This is a genomic window from Nonomuraea sp. NPDC051941 (assembly GCF_044593615.1).
In genome coordinates this window covers 78,643-102,186 of record NZ_JBIUCF010000028.1, presented here as the reverse complement: position 1 = coordinate 102,186, position 23,544 = coordinate 78,643, and the positions used below count along the sequence as shown (strand labels likewise).

Here is a 23,544-nt window from a genome sequence, read left to right as displayed (position 1 = left end):
CGGGCCCATCTGTCTTTAGAACGGGCGCTCAGGCTCCGCAGCTGCCCCAGGCCGCGCTGGTGCTCGTGCCGCCGGCGCTGCCGGAGAAGCGCACGCACTTGCCCCTGGCGGGCAGCTTGACCGGGCCGGCGTAGTACTCGAAGCTGCCGGAGTCCGTCTGGCTGCCGCCGCCCTGGACCTCCAGGGTCGCGCTGACCGGCGTCTTCTTGCCGATGTCAGTGGTCTTGATGGTGACCACGCAGTTCTGGCCGGCGCTGTTGTTCCAGAGCTGGTACGTCACCCCGCCGCCGAACGGGCTGGACCGCTGGACCGAGAAGCCGGAGCCGCACACCTGGGTGGGCGAGTACGGGTTCGTGGTCGGCGGCTTGGGCGTCGTCTTCGTCGGGGTCGGCGTGGGCTTGGCCGTGGTCTTGGTCGGGGTCGGCTTGGCCGTCGTCTTCGTGGGGGTCGGCGTGGGCTTGGCCGTCGTCTTCGTCGGAGTCGGGGTGGGCTCCGGCTCCCTCGTCGGCTCCTTGGTCGGAGTCGGGGTGGGCTCCGGCTCCTTCGTGGGCTCCTCGGTCGGCGTGGGCGTCGGCGTGGGCGTCCTGTCCACCGTCTTCGTGACCGTCGCCGTCGGCTTCCCGTGCCGCGTCTTGCTGGGCGTCGGCGTCGACTCGGCCGTGTTGTTCGCGGCCGGCTGCGTGGCCGTGGGGACCGGCTGCGTCGGGACCGGCTGGGTCGGGATCGCGGCCGGGGTCGTGGGCACGGTGGTCAGCTCGGGCACCTGGGGCGCGGCCGAGGTCGAGGACCACTCGGTGGGCAGCGTCAGCGGTCCGACGCCCGAGTCGTCCGGGGCGGCCGTGGCGCCCCAGGGCACGGTGGCCTCGGGCTGCGTCTGCTGCGGATCGGCGCCGCCGCCGAGAGGGTCCGTGCCCTGCGGGCCGGTGGTCGCCGGGGCGCTGGCGGGCACCGGGATCTCGTCCGCGTTGGCCTGCGCCATGGAGGCCGGGTTGACCTGCTGCAGCTTCACGTACCTGTTCGCGCCCCACAGGCCCAGGGCCGAGATGAGCGCGACCACGGCGACCCCAGCGACCAGTCCCAGCGGGAAGCCACGGCGCGGCCGGGCGGCGGCCCCGGAGGGCACGGCCTCGAGCCTGATGTGCTGCGGCTGCTGGTCCGGCTCCGGCGGGCCCCACATCGGCGTCTCGGACTGGTGCTGATGCGGCACCGGCAGGCCCTGCATGGGCGGACCCTGCATCGGGGGACCCTGCATGGGCGGGCCCGGCACGAACGGCGGACCCTGGACGGGCGGCGGGCCCTCCTGCAGCATCGGCGGCCCGGCGACCAGCGTGTCCTGCGGCGGCACGGGACCGCCCTGGCCGGGCACGCCGGGGATCGGGATGCCCTGGATCGGCACGCCCTCGATGGCGGTCTGCTGGGCCGCGGGCGGCTTGGCGTTGCCGCCGAGCAGCTGCATGAGCGCGCTGTACGTGGTCGGCCGCTTGCCGACCTCCTTGGACAGCGCCGCCAGCACCACCCTGCGCACCGGCTCGGCCTCGATGTCCACCTCGGGCTCGCCGGTCAGCACCGCGTCACGGTCGGCGAACGGCGCCTTGCCCGTGGCCGCGAACGCGATGGTCGCCGCCCAGGCGAACACGTCCGCGTAGGGGCCGTACTGCAGGCCGAGCAGTTGTTCGGGGGCCTGGTAGGCGATCTCGCCCACCGGCTCGCCGATCCCGGCGTCGGTGACCCGCGGGCCCTCGGGGCCGAGGATCACGTTGTGGGGTGTGAGCGACTTGTGCGAACGGCCGGCGAGGTGGACGGCCGACAGGGCGGTCAGCACCCCGACCGCGACCCGCTCGAGCGCGTCCCCGGTCAGTGGCCCGTCGTCGGCCACCGCCTGGGCCAGGCTCTTGCCTTCGACGTGCTCTCTGACGACGTACGGGCGGTCCTCGTGCATTCCGGCGTCCAGGACCCTGGCCACGTACGAGCTGGAGACCTGTTTGGCTGCCAGGTGCTTGACCGGCGCGTCGGCGTCGGCGTCCGGCTCCGCCGGGAGCAGCTTCACCGCGACGATGGGGGCGTCCTCGGACTCGCGGCCAAGGAACACCTCGCCCCGCGGCCCCTCTCCCAGCCGGCCAACAATGCTGAGATCGCCGATCCGCTCGGGATCACCAGGGCGCAAAGCGTGCATGACTAAACCTTTCACGGCAAAGCATGATCTGGACACATTGAACCAGATCTTTCACTTCAGCATCAGAAGTTTCGGGCCGTACCCGACAATTCACCGTTTTGTTTCCTTGCAGCCCGAGTCACTCCGGGCGGCCGGGCCGCCAGCCCCTGCGGCGGCCCATCGGGATCATGACGCGGGCGACCGCCACCAGCAGCGCCAGCCCGAGCGCGGACCCGGCGACGATCAGGGCCAGGTCGATCGCGTCGTGGTCCACGGGCGGGACCTTGGCCACGGCCTCCGCGGCGAGCGGGCTGGGCGGAGGGGGCGCGACCACGGGGGCGCCGGCGGGCTCGTACGGGAGGATCGCGCTGAGCGCGAGCATCGGGTTGACCATGCCCGCGCCCTTGCCCCCGCCCGTGGCGCCGTCGGCGGTGGCGATGATGCGCTGGCGTACCTGGGCCTGGTCCAGCTTCGGGAAGCGGGCCCGGACGAGCGCGGCCACCCCGGCGACGTAGGGGGCGGCGTAGCTGGTGCCGTTGAGGTCCTTGAAGTAGGAGCGGCCGGGCCAGGTGGACGTGATGCCCTGGCCGGGGCCGAGCACGGCGACGGGGGTCTTGACGTTGGAGAAGTTGGACAGGATGCCGTTCGGGCCCGCCGCGCCGACCGCGAGCACCCCCTCGTAGGCGGCCGGATAGGCCGGTACGGGGGTTCCGTCCTCCTTCGTGACGTTGCCGGCCGCGGCCACGATCACCGCGTCCTTGGCGAGCGCGTACTGCACCACCTCGCGCAGCGAGGGCAGGTCGCTCGTCGACACCGACACGTTGATGACCTTGGCGCCCTCGTCCGCGGCCGCCTTGATGGCCTTGACCAGCAGACCGGGGTCGCCGTTCCGCTCGGAGGCGGTCTGCTTGTACGACAGCAGCCGCGCGCCCGGCGCCATGCCGTAGAAGAGCACGCCCTGCATGTACTGGGCGCCGATGATGCCCGCCACCGCGGTCCCGTGGCCCACGCAGTCGCGGTAGCCGGTGCCGGTGAGGTCGGCCCGGCCCGCCAGGCGGATCTGCGGGTGCTGCAGATCGACGCCGCTGTCGACGATGGCGACTTTCACGCCCGCGCCGGTGGACAGCGACCAGACGCGCTTGGGGTCGAGCCGTTTCTGCGCCCAGGATTCGCCCACCTGCATGGTGCCCCTGGGCGGCCGGCACTCGTCCCTCACGGCCGCGGGCGCCAGCGGGACCTGCAGAGCGAGCACGCTCGCCACCAAGGCGCGACCAATCATGGGGAAAAAGCGTAGCTTGCCGGATTCGGGCGGCGGCGGGGCCTGCCCGAATCAGCCCCGAATCAGGCCCGAATCAGCGCCGGTCCGGCATCGGTCCGGCATCGGCATCGGTCTGGCTTCGGCTTCGGTTCGGCTTTGACGGAAGGAAGCCCCGGCTCCCTTGCCAGGGCCCCGATCCGTTGCTCATTTCGTTGCGGACTCGATGTTCTGGCGGTAGGTGCCGATGACGCGCGAAGCCTCCTGCAACTCCTCGGTCATGCGCTGGAAGGCCGTGCGGTAGTTCTGCCACGCCTGTTGGAAACGCTGGGCGCCCGGCCCCGTCCACGCCGTGCCGACCTTGGCGGCCTCGCGGTCGAGCGCGGTCATGGTGGTGCGGACCGCCTCCGACTGCTGCGTGAACTGACTGGCCATCTGCTGCATTTCCGCGGGGTCGCCGCCGAGCATGCTCTGGCTCATGCATACCTCCTGGAACATGGGGAAAGCGCCCTCAACTTAAGGGGTGACCACCTACCGTCGCCTGAGTTATACCGAGCGGCTATGGTCTACCCGAGGACTGTTCGGATTCGTCTCGGGGAGCGCTCGGGTCATGCGCGAGGTTGTGGTGACCGGCGGAGGCACCGGCATCGGATACGCCGTCGCGGCCGCGTTCGTCTCGCTCGGCGACCGCGTGACCATCACCGGCCGCCGCGAGCACGTGCTGAAGGAGGCCGCGGCGCGGCTCGGGGCGGCGCACGTGGCGTTCGACGCCTCCAGCCCCGTCGCCGTGAAAGAGGCGCTCGGCAGCCTGCCGCCGCACGTGGACGTGCTGGTCAACAACGCCGGCGGCAACACCAACCTCGACCGCAGGCAGCCCGGCGAGCTGACGGACGTGGCCGAGGCCTGGTGGGCCAACCTCAACGCCAACCTCATGTCCGCCGTCCTCGTCACGACCGCGCTGACGCCGCGCCTGAGGGAGGGCGGCCGGATCGTCTCGATCGGCTCCATCGCCGCGCACGGCACGGGCTCCGGCTCGTACGGCGCCGCCAAGGCCGCCCTGGAGTCCTGGACCGCCGATCTGGCCGCCGAGCTCGGCCCCCGGCGCGCCACCGCGAACGTGGTCGCCCCCGGCCTCGTCCTGGACACCGAGTTCTTCCGCGGCCGGCTGACCGAGGACGGCATCAGGGCACGCGTGGAGAACACGCGGAACGGGCGCCCCGGCACCCCCTCTGACGTCGCCGATACCGTTCTGTTCCTGGCCTCCGCGGGAGCCAGGCATGTGACCGGGCAGGTGCTCCATGTGAACGGCGGCGCGTACCTGGGCCGCTGAACCTCTCAGGAAGGACTTAGGTCGGTGCGGAAGGTTCTGATCGCCAATCGCGGCGAGATCGCGGTACGGGTGGCCCGCGCGTGCCAGGACGCCGGGATCGGAAGTGTGGCCGTCTACGCCGACCAGGACCTCGACGCCCTGCACGCCAGGGTCGCCGACGAGGCGTACGCGCTGGGTGGCCGATCCCCCGCGGAGACCTACCTCGACATCGCCAAGCTGCTCGACGTCGCGCGGCGCTCCGGCGCCGACGCCGTGCATCCCGGATACGGCTTCCTGGCCGAGAACGCCGCCTTCGCGCAGGCCGTCATCGACGCTGGCCTGATCTGGATCGGCCCGCCGCCGGAGGCCATCGCCGCGCTCGGCGACAAGGTGCGGGCCAGGCACATCGCGCAGAAGGTCGGCGCGCCGCTGGTCGCGGGCACCAAGGACCCCGTCTCCGGGGCGGCCGAGGTCGTGGCGTTCGCGGAGGAGCACGGGCTGCCGATCGCGATCAAGGCGGCGTACGGCGGCGGCGGGCGCGGCATCAAGGTGGCGCGCAACCTGGACGAGGTCGCCGAGCTGTACGAGTCGGCCGTGCGCGAGGCCGTCGCGGCGTTCGGACGGGGCGAGTGCTTCGTGGAGCGCTACCTCGACCGGCCGCGCCACGTCGAGACGCAGTGCCTGGCCGACGCGCACGGCAACGTGGTCGTGGTCAGCACGCGCGACTGCTCGCTCCAGCGCCGCCACCAGAAGCTGGTGGAGGAGGCGCCGGCGCCGTTCCTGTCGCGGGAGCAGCTCGAGATCCTCTACTCCGGTTCCAAGGCCATCCTGAAGGAGGCGGGCTACGTCGGGGCCGGCACGTGCGAGTTCCTCGTGGGGCAGGACGGGACGATCTCGTTCCTCGAGGTGAACACCCGGCTGCAGGTCGAGCACCCGGTCACCGAGGAGGTGTCGGGGATCGACCTGGTGCGGGAGATGTTCAGGATCGCCGACGGGGAGGCGCTGGAGTACGGCGACCCGGAGCTGCGCGGGCACTCGATCGAGTTCCGGATCAACGCGGAGGACGCCGGGCGCAACTTCCTGCCCGCTCCCGGGACGCTGACCGTCATGCGCCCGCCCGCCGGGCCCGGGGTGCGCCTCGACGCCGGCTACGAGGCGGGGATGACGGTGCCGCAGACGTTCGACTCGCTGGTGGCGAAGCTGATCGTCACGGGCCGGACGCGGCAGGAGGCGCTGGAGCGGTCGCGGCGGGCGCTGGCCGAGTTCGAGATCTCGGGGATGCCCACCGTGCTGCCCTTCCACCGGGCCGTCGTGTCCGATCCGGCGTTCGTCTCCTCGCCGTTCTCGGTGCACACGCGGTGGATCGAGACGGAATGGGAGAACACGGTCGCGCCGTACGAGGAGGAGATCGCCTCGGGCCCGGACGCCGGCGCCGCCGCGCGCGAGACGGTGACGGTCGAGGTCGGGGGCAAACGCCTCGAAGTGGTGCTGCCCGCCGGGTTCGGCGCGTCCGCGCCGGCACCCGCGAAGGCGCCGCGACGCGGTGCCGCCCGCGCCGGGAAGGCGTCGGCGGCGGGCGGCGACGCGCTGGTCAGCCCCATGCAGGGGACGATCGTCAAGGTCGTGGCCACGGACGGGGACGTGGTGAACGAGGGCGACACGGTCGTGGTGCTGGAGGCGATGAAGATGGAGCAGCCGCTGGCCGCCCACAAGTCGGGCACGATCACGGGGCTCACGGCCGCGGTCGGGCAGACGGTCACGTCGGGCGCCGCGATCTGTGAGATCAAGGACACCTGACGGAGATTCCGGCATCTTCGCCACGGTGCGCGCCCGCGCGCTCGCGGACAGGTAACGTGCGACAGTGAGGAACTTTGCCGACCGCTCGTTCGTCCTCATGGGCGAAGGAGGCTTGCTGCCAATGACCCACTCGCTGCGCCGAGCAGGGGCCGCGCTTGCGGCTCTGATCGCCGGTCTAATCGTCGTGCTTGCGCTGTCCCCTGCCGCCAACGCGGCGGCACCCCCTGATGCTCAGTCGGTGGTGTCCTACTGGAAGGACAAGAAGGACCCGCTTTTCGTGGAGTCCGGTTCACCGCTGTCGTCGGACCAGCAGGATGAGATCCGTGACGCGCTGAAGGGGGCCAAGAGCAAGATCTATACCGTGGCGCTCCCCGACGGCACGCTGGACAACTCCACGATTGCGTCGTACATGAGCTCGCTCAACTCCGAGCTCACGAAGGCCGGCCGCAACAGCGCCACGTTCGCCGTGCTCGACGGCGAGACGCTGTTCGCGGCCTCGAGCGCCATCCGCCAGCAGGGTGTCGCGGGCAGGCTGGCCAACCTCGCGGTGAGCGCCAACTCCGGCAACGTCGTGGACGGCATGAAGGACTTCGTCAACCGCGTTGACCTCGCCGTCGACGGCAAGCGCTCCGCGCTCGACACCGGCAGCCAGGCCAACCCCGGCGCCGGCGGCACCGCCGCGCTGATCGCCCTGGGCGGCCTGGTCGTGGTCGGCGGTGGCGGCTACTTCCTCTACTCCAGCAACCGCAAGAAGAAGAAGGCCATCCAGGACGCCAAGGACCTGGCGGCCGTCAAGCAGACCGTGGACGAGGACGTCACCAAGCTGGGCGAGGAGATCACCTCCCTCGACACCGACGTGACGCTCGCCGGCCAGGGCGGCAAGCACATCGAGGAGTGGCAGCAGGCGCTCGACTCCTACGAGAAGGCCAAGACCCAGCTGGCCAACGTCCAGCGCGCCGAGCAGGTCCGCGAGGTCACCCAGACCCTCGAGGACGGCCGCTACGCGCTGGCCGTGGTGAAGGCCAAGGTCCACAACGACCCGGTCCCCGAGCGGCGCGCCCCCTGTTTCTTCAACCCGCAGCACGGCCCGTCCGCCCGCGACGTCCGCTGGGCCCCGCCCGGTGGCGCCGTCCGTGACGTGCCCGCCTGCAAGATGGACGCCGAGGCCGTGGAGCGCGGCTTCGACCCGCAGATGCGCGAGGTCATGGTCGACGGCCAGCGCCGCCCCTACTACGACGCGGGGCCCGCGTACCAGCCGTACGCGTACGGCTACTACGGCGGCTTCGGCGACATCATGACCGGTATGTTCATCGGCACCATGATGGGCAGCCTGCTCAGCGGCGGCTTCGGCTACGGCGGCTACGGCGCTGGCTATGCCGAGGGCTACGCCGACGGCGGCGGAGGCGACTTCGGCGGGGGCGGTGACTTCGGCGGCGGCGGCGGAGACGGCGGCGGCTGGGGCGACTTCGGTGGCGGAGGCGACTTCGGTGGCGGCGACTTCGGTGGCGGCGACTGGTAACCCCTAGCCCGACCGAAACCACGACGAGCGCTCCCCCTGGGCCCACAAGCCCGCGGGGAGCGCTCGCGCGTCAGGCCTCACCCGGCGACGACAACGGCCTCACAGGTGGGCCAGCAGCATGTCCAGCGGTCGCGGCACGCGATCGAGATCGAGGGCCGCGACGAGCAGGCCGGCATAGCGGATTTTGCGGCCGCCGCCTGACCCCATGAACCGGCGCAACTGGTCGTGAGTGGCCCTCCCGCGCCACGCGGGTTGCTTCTGGAGCGAGCGGAACGAGCTGAGCTCGCCCTCGGCATCGACGACCTGCTCGACCATGGCGGTGCCGAGGGCGCGGATCAGCTCGTCTTCCAGGTCGGCGACGCACACGAAGAATCCGAGCGCCTCCAGATCGCCTCGGCTGAGGTCGGATCCGAGGCCGGCGCGCTCGAGGCTTCTCCGGAAGTCGCCCTCCTCCCCGACGTCGCACAGACCGGCCAGCCGGAGATCGCGACCGGGAGGGCCGAACTTGCCGATATACGTCCCGATGTTCGTGGCACCGCCCATCGCCACCAGGGAGATGCCCTCGGCCGCCAGATTCCGGCCGCGGCGCTCGGCCAGCGCTTCGACGGCCGACTTGTCACTGACTCCCTCGACCAGGACCACGGTTTGCGTGTCGCTCACGAGCCCAGCCTCGCACCGAACCCTGGAGAGGTTCATCCCCTTTTATGCGCCGAGCATCGCGGTGGCTTCGATCTCGACCAGATGCTCGGGGATGTCCAGTGCCGCAACGCCCAGCAGTGTGGCCGGTGGGACCGGAGTGACCCCCAGCTTCGCACCTGCCCGGGAGATGCCCTCCAGGAGCGCGGGCATCTTGTCGGGGGTCCAGTCGACGACGTAGACGGTCAGTTTCGCCACATCGTCGAAGGAGCCGCCTACCCCGGCCAAGGCGGTGGCGATGTTGAGGTAGCACTGTTCGACCTGCGCGGCGAGGTCGCCTTCGCCGACCGTGACCCCCTGGGCATCCCAGGAGACCTGTCCGGCGAGGAAGACGAGCTTCGTCCCTGATGCGATCGACACCTGCCGGTAGACATCGATTTTGGGCAACCCGTCGGGGTTGACGAGAGTGATGGCCATGTCGCCTGCCTCCTTGTCCGGGCGCCCGCCGAACCAGGACGCCCGTGATCTCTAGTAGTTACTCAGAAACCATAAGAGAGTGTGCCCTGACATGGAAGGACGCACTTTTTAGTGACTGGGGAACCTGATGGTGACTGCGGGTCAGTCTTCCTCGGGCCATTTCTCCTGGATGTGCAGGCAGATCAGCGCGGCGTGGGAGAGCGGGGTGGCGGGGTCGTCGATGTCGCCGTTGGTGGTGTAGTCGAGGAGGACGACCTCGCGGTCGGCGGCGAGCAGGCGCAGGCGCTCCACGAGATCGCCGGTCTTGTGCTCCAGGACCCAGCGGTAGGCTGGGAGGTAGATGCGGCGCCGCGCGGCCTGGTAGGTCAGCAGCCGGTCCCCGTGGAGGCCGTCGCGGTGGCCGCGCACCGGGCCGTACTTGCGTACGGTGCGTTTGAGGCCGGTCATGGTGGTGATCGCGAGCTTCGCCGGGTCGACGTCGGCGGTCTCGAAGACTTTGAGCGCCTGCCAGATCCCCTCGACGCTCTGGCTGGTGACGCCCGGGGTCTGCGGGACGGGGATGCCGCCATGCGGGTAGAACGGGCTCAGCCGCACCCATGGCTCGTCCGCCTTGGAGGTCACGTCGATGACCTCGGCGCCGGGGAAGGCCTTGGCGAGCGAGGCAGCCGAACGACGGCGGCCGGCGACCTGGATCGACACGAACGGCACCCCTTCGCGAGAGCGGACGGGTTCAGCTTGGACTACGGGAGTGACAATTTCCGCGCTCGCCGGGTGGGCTTCCTAGCATGGGGTGCATGCTCATCGTCATCGGCGGTCTCCCCGCGACAGGCAAGACGACGCTCGCCCGCCTCCTCGCCGCCCGCATCGGCGCGGTGCACGTGCGGATCGACACCATCGAGCAGGCGATCGTCCGCTCCGGCCTGGCCCGCCACCCCATCGGCCCCGCCGGATACGTCGTCGGTTACGCGCTGGCCGAGGAGCACCTGCGGCAGGGGCTGACGGTGATCGCGGAGTCGGTGAACCCACTGGGCGTCACCCGCGACGCCTGGCGGGAGGTCGGGGTCAAGGCGGGCGTTCCGGTGGCCGAGGTGGAGGTGGTCTGCTCCGATCCCGCCGAGCATCGGCACCGCGTGACCTCGCGCTCGATCGACATCCCCGACCTGCGGCCGCCTGACTGGCGGGAGGTCGTCGAGCGCGAGTACGAGCCGTGGGAACGCGAACGCGTCCTCGTCGACACCGCCGGACAGGCCCCCGAGGAGTCGCTCGACGCCCTTCTCCGGAGTCTTGAGCACGCCAGGGGCTCGGGCTCGTAGGGTCGGGCGCATGGGTGTCCGCGTGTTGTGCCTGCGCCATGCCGAGTGGGACGGCCGGTCCTGGCGGTGCGCGTCGTGGCCGGCCTTACGACAAGATCGATAAGTGACCTACCTCGCCCAGGGCGCCCGCGTCGGCATCCGCCGCATCGGCCACCGCGACCGTACGGAATTCCTGGCCCTGAACCGGGAGAGCGCCGACCTGCTCGCCCGCTGGATGCCCGGCGCCCCCATCACCACCGACGAGGCCTTCGACGGCTACATGGCACGCTTCGACGGCCCGGCGAACGAGGGATTCGTCATCTGCCGGGTCGACACCGGCGCGATCGTCGGCCGGGCCAATCTGAACAACATCATCCGGGGCACCCGCCAGGACGGCACCCTGGGCTACTGCGCCTACTCGTCCACGACCGGCAGGGGCTACATGACCGAGGGGCTGCGGCTGCTCGTCCGGTACGCGTTCGGCGAGCTGGGGCTGCACCGGGTCGAAGCCAACATCCAACCGTCGAACACCCCCTCTCTGAACCTGATCAAGCGGGCCGGCTTCCGGCGGGAGGGGTATTCGCCGGACTTCCAGTTCATCGACGGGGCGTGGCGGGACCATGAGCGATGGGCCGTCACGGCCGGTACGGGCCCGGGTGGCGCATAGCCCAGACGGTGCCGCGGGCGATGGTCTCCTTGAAGGCCGCCGAGGTCCGGCCGGTGAGGACGGTGTCGAGCGGGCTGTCGTCCGGACGGGTGAACTGGGTGACGCCGTCGTGCCGGCCCAGGCTGATGTTCTGCCAGACGTACCGGAATCTGGCCCGCCGCGGCGTCCGCCCGCTCAGCAGGTCGGCCACCGCGTCGCCCGCGCAGATCCCCATGGGGAGGCCGGTCTGGCAGGCCATCCGGGCGACCTGCCCGCTCCGGTCCAGGGTGCGGGCGGCGTCGCCGATGCCGAACACCTCCGGATGCGACACCGACCGCAGCGACCGGTCCACGAGCATGCGTCCGTGCCGGTCCGTGGCCAGCCCTGCCTCCGCGGCCAGGCCGGGGACGCGGAAACCGGCGGCCCAGACCACGGTCTCGGCGGGCAGCTCGTCCCCGTTCGCCAGCAGCAGGCCGTTCGGGCCGAGTTTGGCGACCGGCGTGCGCTCGCGGACGGCGATGCCCATGCGGCGGAAGGCCCGGTGGAGGTGGCGGCGGGCACGTGCAGAGAGGCCTCCGCCGATCAGGCCGCCCGACAGCAGCGAGACGCGCAGCCCGGGGCGGGTGAAGGCGAACTCGGTCGCGGCCTCGATCCCGGTCAGCCCGCCGCCGATCACGGTCACCTCGCCGGTCCCGGCGAGGCGGGTACCCAGCCGGACGGCCTCGTCGGCGGTGGCCAGCGTGTACGCGTGCTCGCGCACCCCGGGCACCGAGTCCAGCTCCGCCGCGCTCCCGAGGGCGTAGACGAGCACGTCGTAGGAGAGCTCGTACGGAGGCGCGTCCAGGCGTACCGTCCTCGCACCCGGATCGATCCCGGTCACCCGGGCGACGACCAGCTCGATGCCGGTGCCGTCGAGCAGGCCGGCCAGCGGCAGGTCGGGCAGCCGCTGGCCGGCGGCGAGCTGGTGGAGCCGGATGCGCTCCACGAACCGGTCGGCCGCGTTGACCAGCGTCACCCGAGCTCCGGCGCCCCGCAGCCGTCGTGCGGCGCGCTTGGCCGCTCCCAGTCCGGCATATCCGGCTCCCAGCACCACGATGCGATCTGTCATGGTTCCTGAACTGGCGAGCCCGCCCATCCGTGACAGGACCGGCGTGTGATCGTGCTCACACCCGGATCAGGCGAGCTGTGCCCCGGCGAAGGCGAGTTTGGCCGGGTTGACGGTGGTCCGGACGATGGCGACGTGGTCGCCGTCCAGCTCCATGGTCATGATCGCCAGCAGGTCGCCGCCGGGGCCGCGGATCAGCGCCGCGGGCTCCCCGTTGACCTCCAGGAACTCGGCCACCACCCCGGCCGCCTCCGGCCGCGTGACCAGCCCTCCCAGGTAGCGCGTCACCTTCGCCGGACCGTGTACCGGCCGCCGGGCCGCGGTCACGGAGCCGCCCCCGTCGGTCCAGGCGACCACGTCGTCGGCGAGCAGCCGTTCCAGGGCGGCGACGTCGCCGTGCACGGCGGCCTCCAGGAACCGCCGCACGATGCGCCGGTGCTGCTCCTGGTCGCTCGCGAAGCGCTTGCGCGGCTCCCCCACGTGCGCCCGCGCCCGCCGGTGGAGCTGACGGGAGTACGCCTCCTCGATGCCCACCACGTCGGCGATCTCCGCGTGGCTGTGCCCGAACGCCTCCCGCAGCACGAACACCGCCCGCTCCACCGGCGTCAGCCGCTCCAGCAGGATGAGCACGCCCATCGACACGGACTCGCGCTGCTCGACGGTCTCCAGCGGCCCGAGCGCTCCGTCGGCGGTGAGCACCGGCTCGGGCAGCCACGGGCCCGCGTAGCTCTCCCGCTGCCGCCGCGCGGAGGTAAGCCGGCTGAGGCAGAGGTTGGTGATCGCCCTGGTCAGCCAGGCGGCCGGGACCTCGACCGGCCCGGTGACCCGACTCCATCGCAGGTACGTCTCCTGCACCATGTCCTCGGCCTCGGCGGCGGAGCCGAGCAGCCGGTACGCCAGCCCGAACAGCCGCGCCCGCTGCCCCTCGAACACCTCCGCGCCAGGGTCGTCCACGCACCCGATGCTAGGTCACCCTCCTGTAGGTGACCCATCCGCGTCGCAGCGCCGGTAGCGCCGCAGCCTCCGGTACGACAGCAGGCCGCCCTCCGCGTCGATCCGGGCCTCGTAGAGGGCGAGGATGTCGTCCGAGGAGGGGATGCGACGGTCTTCGACGACCTCGACGCCGATCTTCCAGCCGCCCTCGACCGGTTCGACCGCCGTGACCCCTTCGGCCTCCTTCGCGGTCACATCGATGATGTGGCGGAGCCCGACCCCACCGGCCGTCACGGCCGTCAGCCCCTCCGCGTCCGAGTCGGCGGCCCCCGGGGGCATGCGCGGCTCAGTCATGCGTTCTCTCCCCTCGCCTCGGCCAGCCTGCCCGCAGAAGGGGACGCGGAACTCCAGGAGGCGAAAAAGCGGACAGGCTTGACGCCGCTTTGGGTCAGGTGCTGGCGCGGACGGCCAGGAGCGGGGTGAGGAGGGTGGAGTCGGGCACCGCGCGGCCTTCGAGCTTGTCCATGACCAGGCGGACCGCCTCCCTGCCCACCTCCTCGGCCGGGATCAGCACGGAGGAGAGCGGCGGGCTGGCCCGCTCGGCCACGTCGTCGGGGCAGATCGCCACCACCGCCACGTCGTGCGGCACCCGGCGGTCGAGCTGCCGCAGCGCCGCCAGCACGTGGCCGACCGCGGCCTCGTTGTGCACGACCAGCCCGGACAGGCCGGGGCGGTCGAGGAGCAGGCCGCGTACGGTCTCGTACACCTCGTCGAACGTGTCCTCGCACGGCAGCGCGACGCCCTGCAGACCGTGGGCGGCCACCGCCTCCACGAACCCCTCGCGCGTCCGCCGGGCGAACCCCGTTCCCCGCTCGTACACCACGGAAGGCGCCCCGAGCAGCGCGATCTCCTCGTGGCCGCGTTCGGCGAGGTGGTCCACGCACCGCGCGCCGGCGGCGGCGAAGTCGAGGTCGACGCACGTCAGCCCGGCGGGCTCGGCGGGGAAGCCGATGAGGACGCTCGGCTCGGCCAGCTCGCGCAGCAGCGGCACCCTGCGGTCGTCCAGCTCGACGTCCATGAGCACCAGCGCGTCCACCAGCGCGCTCGCGGCCACCCGCCGGATGCCCTCGGTGCCCTCGTCGGCGGTCAGCAGCAGCACGTCGTGGTCGAACCGGCGCGCGGCCGTCACCACGGCGCTGGCGAAGCGCATCAGGACGGGCACGTGCATGCCCGCCCGCAGCGGCAGCACCAGCGCGATCACGTTGGAGCGCTTGCTGGCCAGGGCGCGGGCGCCGGCGTTGGGGTGGTAGCCGAGCGCGCTGATGCTGTCGAGCACCCGGCGCCTGGTGTCGGCCGAGATCGTCCGCTTGCCGCTGAGCACGTAGGAGACCGTGCTGACGGCCACGCCCGCGTGCTTGGCGACCTGGGAGATCGTGACCGTGCGCCCGCTCAAGCCCCGGCTCCGAAGTCGAGCCGGGCCAGCGTGACGCCGTCGTCCTCGAACACGGCATAAAGGTCGTGCACGCCGTCGGCGGCCGCGAGCGAGGCCGTGATGGCGTGGTAGGCGTAGCGGGCGGTCCTGGGGACGGGGAAGGTGGCGAGGGCCTCCCCGTAGAGGGGGTCGCCGCGGCGGATGGTGATCATGCCGCCTTCCGCGCTGCCCGCCGTCGCCACGCACGTCGTGGCCCCGCTGAGATCGACCTGCCGGAAGAGGATCCAGGCCCCCTCCGCGTCGGACCTGACGGCGTCGCCGTCCACCTTGGTCTCGTCCACGAACGTGATCGCGTCGTACTCGTCGTGCGCCGCCGCGCGCAGCAGCCCCGACTGGGGCGGCACGCTCTCGCCGTCCACCTCGAAGCGGGCGCTCAGGCGCAGGTCGGTGGCGCTGCGGCCGACCATGAGCTGGTGCGGCGCGCTCTCCACGACGAACCTGCTCCTGGTCACGTCCCAGAACGCCAGCTCCGGCACCGGCAGGGTCAGGGTGACGGCGCGGCTCTCGCCGGGCGCCAGGCGGACCTTCTCAAAGCCGCGCAGGCGGCGCAGCGGCTGCTTGACGCGGGAGCGCTGCTGGTGGGTGTAGAACTGGACGACCTCCACGCCGGGCCGCGGGCCGGTGTTCGTCACGGTGACGCGGGCCCGCACCAGGTCGCCGTCCAGTTGTACGCGCAGGTCGGCGTACTCGAACGTCGTGTAGCTCAGGCCGTGGCCGAACGGGTGGAGCGGGACGCCGCGGAAGTACAGGTACGTGGCGTCGGAGGCGATGATGTCGTAGTCGAGCAGGTCGGGCAGCTCCTGCTCGGAGCGGTACCACGTCTGGGTGAGGCGGCCCTCGGGGTCGGCGTCGCCGAAGAGCACCTCGGCCAGGGCGTGGCCGTACTCCTGGCCGCCGTGGGCCGACCACAGCACAGCCGGGACCTCGTCGTCGGTCCAGGTGAGCGGGTAGCCGCTGGTGATGACCATGACGGTACGGGGGTTCGCCTTGCGCACGGCCCGCACCACGGCGTCCTGCCCGGGGGCCAGGGCCAGCGTCATGCGGTCCTCGGTCTCGCGGCCGTTCACGAGGGGGTGGTCGCCGACCACCACGACCGCCACGTCGGCCGCCGCGGCCAGGCGGGCGGCCTGGTCGGTGCCGCTCCTGAGCACGTCCATGGCCAGCCAGACCGCCTGGTCGGCGTCGTCGACCAGGCGCAGCACGCCGTCGTCGCCGGCGCCGACGTAGCAGCCGGTCGAGATGTGGCGCAGGGCGAGCGTGCCGCGCGGCCGCTCCTCCATCCGGAACGTCTGGCGCACCTCCCACCCGTTGGGGCCCGGCTGGTCGTTCACCAGCGTGACGCCGTCCACCGACACGAACCGGCCGGTCGCCACGGCCCGCAGCGCGTAGGCCCCGCCGCCCCAGTCGAACAGGTCGAACGTGCCCGCCTCCGAGCCGGAGCCCGGGCCCACGCTCAGCGGCCCGCCCGCGGGATCGGCGGCCACCGGCCCGGCCTCGGCGGTCAGCGTCACCCGGTCCACGGCCTCGCAGAACACCGTCTCGCACCGCTCGCCCAGCCCCTGGCGGGCGGTGACCGCGTACGGGAGGGTGCCGCTGTACCAGTCCTCCAGGAGCGCGTCGCCGAGCTGCCCGATCACCGCGACCTTGGTCACGCCGTCGAGCGGCAGCAGCCCGTCGTTCTTCAGCAGCACGAACGAGCGCCGCGCCGCCTCCCTGGCCAGCGCCTGGTGTTCGGGGCAGTTGACCACGTTGTCGCTGATGTCGTCGTACGGCGTCGCCGGGTCGAACTCCCCCAGCCGGAACCTGATCGACAACGCGTGCCGCACGGCCTGGTCCACGTCCTCCTCGGCCAGCAGGCCCTGGGAGAGCGCGTCGCGCAGGTGGCCGAGCGTGGCCTCGGAGCGGTCGTCGTCCTGGGTGAAGCTGTCGATCCCCGCCTTGATCGCGTGCGCGTACGCCTCGGGCAGCGTGTCGTGGTAGCCCTGGAGCGCGGTGAGGTTGCCCGGCGCGTACGCGTCGCTGACCACCAGCAGGTCGTCGGGCGCCCACGCGCGCAGCGCCTCGCCGATCAACGGGCTGAGGTGCGCGGGCCGGCCGTTGACCAGGTTGTACGACGGCATGACCGCCACCGCCACGCCCTCCTCGATGGCGGGCCGGAAGGCGGGCAGCTCGTACTCGCGCAGCACCCGCGGCGGCAGGTTGCTGGAGGTCGTGCAGCGGTCGGTCTCGTTGTTGTAGGCCAGGAAGTGCTTGAGCGTGGGGGCGGTCTTGAGGACTTCGGGAGCGCTCCCACTAAGTCCACGCGCATAGGCCGTGGCCATCACGCCGGTCAGCCACGGATCCTCGGAGTAACCCTCCTCGTTGCGCCCCCAGCGGGGGTCACGCAGCGGGTTCACCACCGGGGCCCACACATTGCGGCCCGCGCCCGCCGGATCCTTGTGGTGGAAGGCCAGCACCTCGTCGCTGGTGGCCTCGCCCACCCTGCGCACCAGGTCGGGATCCCACGTCGAGGCCAGCCCCACGGCCTGCGGGAACACGGTGGCCGGTCCCAGCCAGGCCAGCCCGTGCAGCGCCTCGGTGCCGGTGCGGAACGCGCCGAGGCCCAGCCGCTCGACCGGCGCCTGGTACTGGTGCAGCAGCCCCACCTTCTCCTCAAGGGTGAGCCTGCGCACCAGGTCGTCGATCCGGTCGGGAATCGGGATCGCTGGGTCGCGGAAGGGTTCTTGCATGGTCATCCCTTTGAAACTGTCGAAGCGCTTCGACGACCGGCCTGGGGAAGTTACACGGACATTTCGGTGGGTTGACTGAAGAGTGCACTCCCCGGTGACCGAGGTCAAGGGACTCGGGGCAATCTCCCCGAATCGATGGAGTCGAGCACCCTCGCGGCACCGCCCAGCGCGGCCGCGTCGTGGCCCAGCGTCGAGGCGACGACCTGGCAACCGCCCGACCCGGAGGCGATCACGCGGTCGTCCATCTCGTCCTGGACGGCGGGCAGCAGCCACGGCGCCAGCGGGACGTAGTAGCCGCCGAGGATCACCACCTCGGGATTGAGCAGGTTCGCCAGGATCGACACGCCCCTGCCCAGGCTCCGGCCCACCGACTCCAGCGTGGCCAGGGTGGCCGGGTCGCCGGCGCGGGCGAGGCGTACGGACTCCTCGATCTCCACCTGGATCTCGGCGGGAGAGGGGTCCTTGCCCAGCACGGCGCCGATCCCGGCCATGACCTCCAGGCAGCCGCGCCGCCCGCAGTGGCACTCGGGACCGTCGGGATCGAGCTGGACGTGGCCGATCTCGCCGCTGTAGCCGAGGCGGCCGCGGCGCAGCCGCCCGTCGAGGATGATCCCCGCACCGACGCCGATCTCGCCGGTGAGGTAGACGAGGTCGGAGGCCCCCGCGTGCGCGCCGAAGCGCTGCTCGGCCAGGGCGGCGAGGTTGGCGTCGTTGTCGACCTGGATCGGGAAGCCGGGGTCGCGCAGCGCCTTGGTCAGGTCGCCGCCGATGTCGGCGTCGCGCCAGCCGAGGTTGGGCGCGATGCGTACGGTGCCCTGCACGTCGACCAGCCCCGGCACGGCCACGGCCAGGCCCAGGACCTGGCGCTCCTCCCTGGCCATGCGGTTGACCACCCGCCGGATGATCGCGCCGACACCCGCCACCCCTTGGTTGACGGACTCGCCGCCGCCGAACGAGCGCCGCCACGTCAGCAGCCGCTCCCCCGCCAGGTCGACGGCCACGGCGGACACGTAGTCGACGTTGATCTCGACCCCGATGGCGGCGTACGGCGAGCCGTCCAGCACCAGCATCGTGGCCGGCCGCCCGACCCGGTTCTCCGTCAGCCCCGTCTCACGGACCAGCCGCCGGTCGATGAGGTCCGCGACGAGACTGGAGACCGTCGCCTTGTTGAGCCCGGTGGAGGCCGCGATGTCGGCCCGCGAGCAGGGCGCGTGCTCCCGGACGAACCGCAGCACGACCGCGAGGTTGGTGGCCCGTACGTCGGCGAAGTCGGCCGGCTGAGGGCCGGTCGTAGAAGTGATCAAAATCAGCCCCGTTCCCGCCAAGAGATGACCCCAGCATGCCGCATCCCGGGCTCCCTTCACCAACAGGAGTCGATGCCGCGCAGCTTCTCATCGGCACCAACCTGTGACGTCGCGATCCCTTGTGGCCACGGTCACAGTCTACTAATTTGTTTGGTCGTAATACCAACTAATTTTCATAAGGCCATCCCCACTTGGAGAAGGGAGCGGGCCATGGCAACCAACACGTCCCGCCGCGGATTCCTCGGCCTGGTCGGTGCGAGCGTTCTGGTGGCCGGCTGCGCCGAGAAGAAGCAGCTGTCCAAGGGTACGGCCGTGGCGGCCGACAAGCTCAAGAGCCTGGTGCCCACGCGGGTGCCGTTCGAGATCCCCGGGCTCAAACCGGATCTGCCGGGCAACGAGTTCGTCGCGCCCGGTTTCCTGACCCGCCCGGCCGACATGGTGCAGGCCGTCACCACCAAGCCGCTGACCAGCGGCAAAGAGGTGACCGCGATGACGCCGCTGTGGGGGACCGTGCCGCCCGGGCCGGGCAGCAACTCCTACTACGACTACATGACCGAGCGCCTCGGCGGCGTCGTGCGCTTCAACATCTCGGACGGCAACACGTATGGGCAGAAGCTCAGCACCGTCCTGGCCAGCGGCGACGTGCCCGAGATGGTCTGCGTCCCCCAATGGGAGCTCATCAAGATCGCCCACTTCACCGAGGCGGCCAACAAGCTCTTCGCCGACCTGGGCCCTTACCTGGCCGGCGACAAGGCCAAGGAGTTCCCTCTGCTGGCCAACTACGACACGGCGGCCTGGCAGTACAGCGTCTTCGGCGGCATGCTCCAGGGCATCCCCTGGCAGAACGACCCGTTCCCGCAGGTCACGTTCGTCCGCGGGGACATTCTGAAGGACCTTGGCCTGGAGCATCCCAAGAGCGCCGACGACCTGCTGACGCTCGGCAAGGCGATCACGGACCCGAAGAAGAAGCGCTGGGCGTTCGGCGGCATGGACAAGGAGGTCCAGCGCGCCTTCGGCGCTCCGCGCGAGTGGCGCAAGAAGAGCGACGGCACCCTCGAGTACAAGTACGAGACCGCCGAGTGGGCCGCGCACGTCGAGTTCATGGCGAAGCTCTTCTCGAACGGGTACGTCCACCCGGACGTCGTGGCCAACAAGAACGCCGACAACAAGGCCATCTTCGGCAGCGGCCAGATGATCATCTACTGGGACGGCCTCGGCGCCTGGCACGAGAACCTCGACCGCTTCCTGCCGGACAACCCCAAGTTCAAGATGGAGATCGTCAATCCGTACCCGCAGCACGCGGGCGGCACCCCCATCGTGTGGCGCAACGAGCCCGCCAGCATGTTCGCCTTCATCAAGAAGGGCCTCGGGGACGCGCGCACGCGCGAGCTGCTCGCCCTGGCCAACTGGACCTCGGCGCCGTTCGGGACGCAGGAGTACGAACTGGTCTCCAACGGCGTCGAAGGCAAGCACTACACGGTCGACAACGGCGTCATCAAGACGACGGCGCTCGGGCGCAAGGAGGTCGCGCCCACGTACCTGTTCCTGTCGGGGCGGCCCAACGCCAACGCGACGAGCCAGTACAGGGACCTCGTGCAGTCGCTCTACGACTGGGAGTCGAACGCCGCGAAGCTCCTGTCCAACGACCCGTTCGTGGGTCTCCGGGTGGAGACGCCGTCGAAGATGGCCGGGCTCGTCACGCCCATCGAGGACAAGATGCAGGAGATCTTCCGGGGTAAGCGGCCGGTCTCCGAGTGGTCGAGCGTCGTCAAGGAGTGGCAGGACCAGGGCGGGAACGAGGCCCGGGAGTTCTACATGAAGGTCGCGCGGGAGAACGGCAGGCTGTGAGACCCGTGAGAACCCGCGCAACGGTAAGAGGCTGTTCATGGGTGTGATCACGGCCAGACGGACGGCTCCGCAGCCCAGCAAGGCCGCCCCGCAGGAGCTCACCTGGAGGGCCAAGCTCCGCCGGGACTGGCCGCTGCTCGTGATGAACCTGCCGATGCTCCTGCTCGTCGTCGCCTTCTGGTGGATCCCGGCCCTCGGCAACGTCATCGCGTTTCAGGACTACAACCCGTACACCGACGGCATCGCCGGCAGCCCGATCATCGGCTTCACCAACTTCGGGCTGCTCCTCCAGGACCCCCAGTTCCTGCGCGCCATCGCGAACACCCTGTCCATCACGGCCTTCCAGCTCGTCTTCTACTTCCCCGTGCCGATCATGCTGGCGCTGCTGCTCAACAGCATCGTCTCGGCCCGGCTGAGGGCGTTCGTGCAGGGCGTGGTCTACATGCCGTTCTTCTTCTCCTGGGTGCTGGTCATCGCCATCTTCCAGCAGATGTTCGGCGGGGCGGGGCTGCTGGCCCAGATACTGCGGGAGCGCGGCCACGAAGGCGTCGACTGGATGACGAACTCGGACACGTTCATCCTGCTGATCACGTCCCAGACCGTCTGGAAGGACGCCGGCTGGGGGGCGATCATCTTCCTCGCCGCCCTCAGCACCATCGACCCCAACCTGTACGAGGCCGCCGCCGTGGACGGGGCCCGCCGCTGGCGTCGCATGTGGCACATCACGCTGCCCGGGTTGCGTCCGGTGATCGTGCTCCTGCTGATCCTGCGGCTCGGGGACGCGCTGAACGTCGGGTTCGAGCAGTTCATGCTGCAGCGCAGCGCCGTCGGCAGCGCGGCGTCCGAGGTCTTCGACACGTTCGTGTACTGGTCGGGCCTGCGTACCGGGGACCTGGGGTACGGGGCGGCGGCCGGGCTGTTCAAGGGTCTGGTCGGGCTGCTGCTCATCGTGGCGGCCAACCGGGTCGCGCACGCGTTCGGCGAGCGAGGGGTGTATTCGCGATCATGACCGTACTCACCTCCCGTAAGCCCTCCCGGCTCGCGCCGTGGGAGGAACGCCCTTCGCCGTTCGGCCAGCTCGGCAAGGGCTCGCTGATCACCCTGGTCGTCGTGGTGGTGCTCGGCCCTCTCTACACCATCGTCCTGACCAGCCTCAGCTCGGCCGCCACGGTCAACCGCACGGGCGGGCTGGTGCTGGTGCCGGAAGGGATCACGTTCGAGGCGTACGAGCAGATCTTCTCCGACACGGTCGTCAGCAGGGCCGTCCTGGTCAGCACGGGCGTCACGGTGGTCGGGACGCTCCTCAGCGCCGGCGTGAGCATCCTGGGCGCGTACTCGCTGTCGCGCCCGGGCTCGTTCCTCCACCGCCCGCTGCTGTTCAGCGTGCTGCTGATGTTCGTCTTCTTCCCGGGCATCATCCCGGTCTACCTGATGGTCAGCGGCCTGGGCCTGAAGGACAGCTACTGGTCGCTGATCCTGCCGACGGCCGTCTCGGCGTTCAACGTGGTGGTGCTGCGCTCGTTCTTCATGAGCATCCCGGGAGAGGTCCTGGACAGCGCCCGCATCGACGGGGCGGGCGAGTTCCGCATCCTGTGGCGCATCGTCCTGCCCATGTCGAAGGCGGTCACGGCCGTGGTGGCGATGTTCTACGCGGTCGGCTACTGGAACGCCTGGTTCAACGCGATGCTCTACATCGACGACACCAGGAAGTGGCCGCTGGCGTTGATCCTGCGCCAGTACGTGGTGGACTCCAACCCGCTGCCCAGCGCCACGGCAGGCGTGACCGGCGACGCCCCGCCGACACTCGCCATCAAAATGGCCATCGTGGTCATCGCGGTGATCCCCGCCTTGATCATCTACCCCTTCGTCCAACGCCACTTCACCAAGGGCGTGATCGTGGGCGCCATCAAGGGCTGACAAGCAAGGCCTTCCACGAGGGGGCGCTGCGCGCCTTGGGATTCCAGCCAGCGCCTCCCAAGGGGGAGCGGCCCTCGCTAACGCTCGGACGCGTCCATCGGGGTCTCGCGGCTTCGCCAAGAGCCCCGGCGAGAGGACTTCCCAGCCCTCTCGCGCTCTCCCGGGCATTGGCCCGCATGAATTGCAGGGCGTCACCGGATGACCCGGCCCTGGAGTCGGTCACGCCCCTTAAGTTTCCCGCCAGCTCGAAATCCGGTGGATCTGGGCTGGATCGCGGTGCGCGCCCGTCCCCTCATCGCGGGGCGGGGAACTCCTGGGCCGGTATTGAGGTCGCCGGTCGGGAGGCCACGGTGAAGGTCTGCGGCGTAGCCGTGGCGAAACCGCAGGGGTATAGCCGGCCACCCGTTCCTGGAACCCTGGTAAGGCAACGTTTGTGCTGGTTCCTTTAGGGTCGCGGGTGGGCGCGGAGCCCTTCGCAGATGATCGAAATCATGCGCTGCCGTGCAGTGTCGTCGATGCCGTCGCGTTCACGGGCCAGGCAGCCGACGACCAGCGCCTTGACGTCAGCGGCATCAACGTCCTGGCGTACCGCGCCGGCTTCTTGCGCCCTGGCGAGCAGACCGCCCAGGGCATTCCCGAAGTCCAGGCTCGCGGCCGATGCGGCGGCTTGGATGTCGAAACCTGCGTTGCTGAGCGCGTCGCCGACTGAGTGGTCGGCTGCGCCTTCTTCCACCAGGACCGCGAAGAAGGTGAAGAACGCAGTGGCCGGGTCGTTGTCGGCGGCGAGTTCGTCGGCCCGCTGGACGAGTTGCCCGATGCGGTTGAGTACGACGGCCCTGAACAGCGCGTCTTTGGTCGGGAAGTGCCTGCTGAAGGTGCCGGTGCTAACGCCCGCTCGCCGTGCGATCTCACGCACGGAAACGGCGGCGCCGTGTTCGGCGAAGGCGGCGAAGGCGGCCTCCAGAAGCCGCGCCTGGTTGCGACGACCATCGGCACGCTGGCGCCTGACCGGGCTCAACGTGGCCTGCTCATCTGTCGCGCCCGATCCTGGCTCGCCTGAGTATCGTTCCTGTGCCATTGATGCCGATCATAGACACCGCGCTGCCCATCGACGGCGCCCACCGTCGATGGGC

At 70.8% G+C, this 23,544-nt stretch carries 21 protein-coding genes; 8 read left to right on the top strand and 13 right to left on the bottom strand.

The window, feature by feature from the left end:
* Window positions 1-28 precede the first annotated feature (28 nt).
* From ACIHFD_RS38575 to ACIHFD_RS38565, 3 genes are all read right to left on the bottom strand, one after another.
* Window positions 29-2,173, bottom strand: coding sequence for a protein kinase (locus tag ACIHFD_RS38575; RefSeq protein ID WP_397371193.1), 2,145 nt, complete (start codon window positions 2,171-2,173; stop codon window positions 29-31).
* A 118-nt stretch (window positions 2,174-2,291) separates the two neighbouring features.
* Complete coding sequence (locus tag ACIHFD_RS38570; protein ID WP_397371192.1) at window positions 2,292-3,431, bottom strand: S8 family serine peptidase; 1,140 nt, start codon at window positions 3,429-3,431, stop codon at window positions 2,292-2,294.
* A gap of 183 nt (window positions 3,432-3,614) precedes the next feature.
* Window positions 3,615-3,887: a WXG100 family type VII secretion target gene (locus ACIHFD_RS38565; RefSeq protein ID WP_026214895.1), complete on the bottom strand. Its 273-nt coding sequence runs from the start codon at window positions 3,885-3,887 to the stop codon at window positions 3,615-3,617.
* A gap of 130 nt (window positions 3,888-4,017) precedes the next feature.
* Between ACIHFD_RS38565 and ACIHFD_RS38560 the strand changes: the two genes are divergently transcribed.
* From ACIHFD_RS38560 to ACIHFD_RS38550, 3 genes are all read left to right on the top strand, one after another.
* Window positions 4,018-4,737: an SDR family NAD(P)-dependent oxidoreductase gene (locus tag ACIHFD_RS38560; RefSeq protein ID WP_397371191.1), complete on the top strand. Its 720-nt coding sequence runs from the start codon at window positions 4,018-4,020 to the stop codon at window positions 4,735-4,737.
* 24 nt (window positions 4,738-4,761) lie between these two features.
* Window positions 4,762-6,513, top strand: coding sequence for an acetyl/propionyl/methylcrotonyl-CoA carboxylase subunit alpha (locus ACIHFD_RS38555; protein ID WP_397371190.1), 1,752 nt, complete (start codon window positions 4,762-4,764; stop codon window positions 6,511-6,513).
* Window positions 6,514-6,751: 238 nt separating this feature from the next.
* Complete coding sequence (locus ACIHFD_RS38550; protein ID WP_397371189.1) at window positions 6,752-8,032, top strand: hypothetical protein; 1,281 nt, start codon at window positions 6,752-6,754, stop codon at window positions 8,030-8,032.
* A gap of 99 nt (window positions 8,033-8,131) precedes the next feature.
* On the opposite strand, the gene ACIHFD_RS38545 is transcribed toward ACIHFD_RS38550, so the two are convergent.
* The 3 genes from ACIHFD_RS38545 to ACIHFD_RS38535 all read right to left on the bottom strand — a co-directional run bounded on the left by ACIHFD_RS38545 (window position 8,132) and on the right by ACIHFD_RS38535 (window position 9,844).
* A complete protein-coding gene (locus ACIHFD_RS38545) occupies window positions 8,132-8,674 on the bottom strand; it encodes a TOPRIM nucleotidyl transferase/hydrolase domain-containing protein (RefSeq protein ID WP_397371188.1) in 543 nt (180 codons plus the stop codon).
* A gap of 60 nt (window positions 8,675-8,734) precedes the next feature.
* Complete coding sequence (locus ACIHFD_RS38540; protein ID WP_397371187.1) at window positions 8,735-9,145, bottom strand: RidA family protein; 411 nt, start codon at window positions 9,143-9,145, stop codon at window positions 8,735-8,737.
* Window positions 9,146-9,286: 141 nt separating this feature from the next.
* Complete coding sequence (locus ACIHFD_RS38535; protein ID WP_397371186.1) at window positions 9,287-9,844, bottom strand: DUF6939 family protein; 558 nt, start codon at window positions 9,842-9,844, stop codon at window positions 9,287-9,289.
* A 95-nt stretch (window positions 9,845-9,939) separates the two neighbouring features.
* Between ACIHFD_RS38535 and ACIHFD_RS38530 the strand changes: the two genes are divergently transcribed.
* Window positions 9,940-10,458: an AAA family ATPase gene (locus ACIHFD_RS38530; RefSeq protein WP_350731400.1), complete on the top strand. Its 519-nt coding sequence runs from the start codon at window positions 9,940-9,942 to the stop codon at window positions 10,456-10,458.
* Window positions 10,459-10,561: 103 nt separating this feature from the next.
* On the top strand, window positions 10,562-11,104 hold the full coding sequence (locus ACIHFD_RS38525; protein WP_397371185.1) for a GNAT family N-acetyltransferase: 543 nt from the start codon (window positions 10,562-10,564) through the stop codon (window positions 11,102-11,104).
* On the opposite strand, the gene ACIHFD_RS38520 is transcribed toward ACIHFD_RS38525, so the two are convergent.
* The 6 genes from ACIHFD_RS38520 to ACIHFD_RS38495 form a co-directional block, all read right to left on the bottom strand.
* Window positions 11,073-12,191 (bottom strand): NAD(P)/FAD-dependent oxidoreductase, encoded by a 1,119-nt coding sequence (locus tag ACIHFD_RS38520; RefSeq protein WP_397371184.1) that lies wholly within the window; start codon window positions 12,189-12,191, stop codon window positions 11,073-11,075. The genes ACIHFD_RS38525 and ACIHFD_RS38520 overlap by 32 nt on opposite strands.
* A gap of 66 nt (window positions 12,192-12,257) precedes the next feature.
* Window positions 12,258-13,142 carry an RNA polymerase sigma factor SigJ gene (sigJ, locus tag ACIHFD_RS38515; RefSeq protein ID WP_397371183.1) on the bottom strand — a complete coding sequence of 295 codons (885 nt, stop codon included), beginning with the start codon at window positions 13,140-13,142 and terminating at the stop codon, window positions 12,258-12,260.
* Window positions 13,143-13,157: 15 nt separating this feature from the next.
* The gene (gvpO, locus tag ACIHFD_RS38510) at window positions 13,158-13,475 is read right to left on the bottom strand and encodes a gas vesicle protein GvpO (RefSeq protein WP_397371182.1); all 318 of its coding nucleotides are present in this window, start codon (window positions 13,473-13,475) and stop codon (window positions 13,158-13,160) included.
* Window positions 13,476-13,569: 94 nt separating this feature from the next.
* Window positions 13,570-14,574, bottom strand: coding sequence for a LacI family DNA-binding transcriptional regulator (locus ACIHFD_RS38505; protein WP_364243256.1), 1,005 nt, complete (start codon window positions 14,572-14,574; stop codon window positions 13,570-13,572).
* Complete coding sequence (locus ACIHFD_RS38500; RefSeq protein WP_397371236.1) at window positions 14,571-17,342, bottom strand: glycoside hydrolase family 3 C-terminal domain-containing protein; 2,772 nt, start codon at window positions 17,340-17,342, stop codon at window positions 14,571-14,573. The genes ACIHFD_RS38505 and ACIHFD_RS38500 overlap by 4 nt, the downstream gene beginning before the upstream one ends.
* 104 nt (window positions 17,343-17,446) lie before the next feature.
* A complete protein-coding gene (locus tag ACIHFD_RS38495; RefSeq protein ID WP_397371181.1) occupies window positions 17,447-18,646 on the bottom strand; it encodes an ROK family protein in 1,200 nt (399 codons plus the stop codon).
* A 210-nt stretch (window positions 18,647-18,856) separates the two neighbouring features.
* On the opposite strand from ACIHFD_RS38495, the gene ACIHFD_RS38490 reads away from it, so the two are divergent.
* Genes ACIHFD_RS38490 through ACIHFD_RS38480 form a run of 3 tightly spaced genes read left to right on the top strand, consistent with a single transcriptional unit; the run spans window position 18,857 to window position 22,411 of the window.
* Complete coding sequence (locus ACIHFD_RS38490) at window positions 18,857-20,494, top strand: extracellular solute-binding protein (RefSeq protein WP_397371180.1); 1,638 nt, start codon at window positions 18,857-18,859, stop codon at window positions 20,492-20,494.
* Window positions 20,495-20,531: 37 nt separating this feature from the next.
* A complete protein-coding gene (locus tag ACIHFD_RS38485) occupies window positions 20,532-21,503 on the top strand; it encodes an ABC transporter permease subunit (RefSeq protein WP_350731385.1) in 972 nt (323 codons plus the stop codon).
* Window positions 21,500-22,411: a carbohydrate ABC transporter permease gene (locus ACIHFD_RS38480; protein ID WP_397371179.1), complete on the top strand. Its 912-nt coding sequence runs from the start codon at window positions 21,500-21,502 to the stop codon at window positions 22,409-22,411. The genes ACIHFD_RS38485 and ACIHFD_RS38480 overlap by 4 nt, the downstream gene beginning before the upstream one ends.
* Before the next feature lie 445 nt (window positions 22,412-22,856).
* Here the strand turns inward: ACIHFD_RS38480 and ACIHFD_RS38475 are convergent, their stop codons facing one another.
* Window positions 22,857-23,489 carry a TetR/AcrR family transcriptional regulator gene (locus ACIHFD_RS38475; protein WP_397371178.1) on the bottom strand — a complete coding sequence of 211 codons (633 nt, stop codon included), beginning with the start codon at window positions 23,487-23,489 and terminating at the stop codon, window positions 22,857-22,859.
* Window positions 23,490-23,544: the final 55 nt, after the last annotated feature.

Bases quoted from the DNA above. Each gene is read 5' to 3' on its own strand.
- gvpO (WP_397371182.1), bottom strand. From the start codon at position 13,475: ATGACTGAGCCGCGCATGCCCCCGGGGGCCGCCGACTCGGACGCGGAG.
- ACIHFD_RS38575 (WP_397371193.1), bottom strand. From the start codon at position 2,173: ATGCACGCTTTGCGCCCTGGTGATCCCGAGCGGATCGGCGATCTCAGC.
- ACIHFD_RS38520 (WP_397371184.1), bottom strand. From the start codon at position 12,191: ATGACAGATCGCATCGTGGTGCTGGGAGCCGGATATGCCGGACTGGGA.
- ACIHFD_RS38485 (WP_350731385.1), top strand. From the start codon at position 20,532: ATGGGTGTGATCACGGCCAGACGGACGGCTCCGCAGCCCAGCAAGGCC.
- ACIHFD_RS38570 (WP_397371192.1), bottom strand. From the start codon at position 3,431: ATGATTGGTCGCGCCTTGGTGGCGAGCGTGCTCGCTCTGCAGGTCCCG.
- ACIHFD_RS38480 (WP_397371179.1), top strand. From the start codon at position 21,500: ATGACCGTACTCACCTCCCGTAAGCCCTCCCGGCTCGCGCCGTGGGAG.
- ACIHFD_RS38540 (WP_397371187.1), bottom strand. From the start codon at position 9,145: ATGGCCATCACTCTCGTCAACCCCGACGGGTTGCCCAAAATCGATGTC.
- ACIHFD_RS38475 (WP_397371178.1), bottom strand. From the start codon at position 23,489: ATGGCACAGGAACGATACTCAGGCGAGCCAGGATCGGGCGCGACAGAT.
- ACIHFD_RS38565 (WP_026214895.1), bottom strand. From the start codon at position 3,887: ATGAGCCAGAGCATGCTCGGCGGCGACCCCGCGGAAATGCAGCAGATG.
- ACIHFD_RS38500 (WP_397371236.1), bottom strand. From the start codon at position 17,342: ATGCAAGAACCCTTCCGCGACCCAGCGATCCCGATTCCCGACCGGATC.
- ACIHFD_RS38490 (WP_397371180.1), top strand. From the start codon at position 18,857: ATGGCAACCAACACGTCCCGCCGCGGATTCCTCGGCCTGGTCGGTGCG.
- ACIHFD_RS38530 (WP_350731400.1), top strand. From the start codon at position 9,940: ATGCTCATCGTCATCGGCGGTCTCCCCGCGACAGGCAAGACGACGCTC.
- ACIHFD_RS38560 (WP_397371191.1), top strand. From the start codon at position 4,018: ATGCGCGAGGTTGTGGTGACCGGCGGAGGCACCGGCATCGGATACGCC.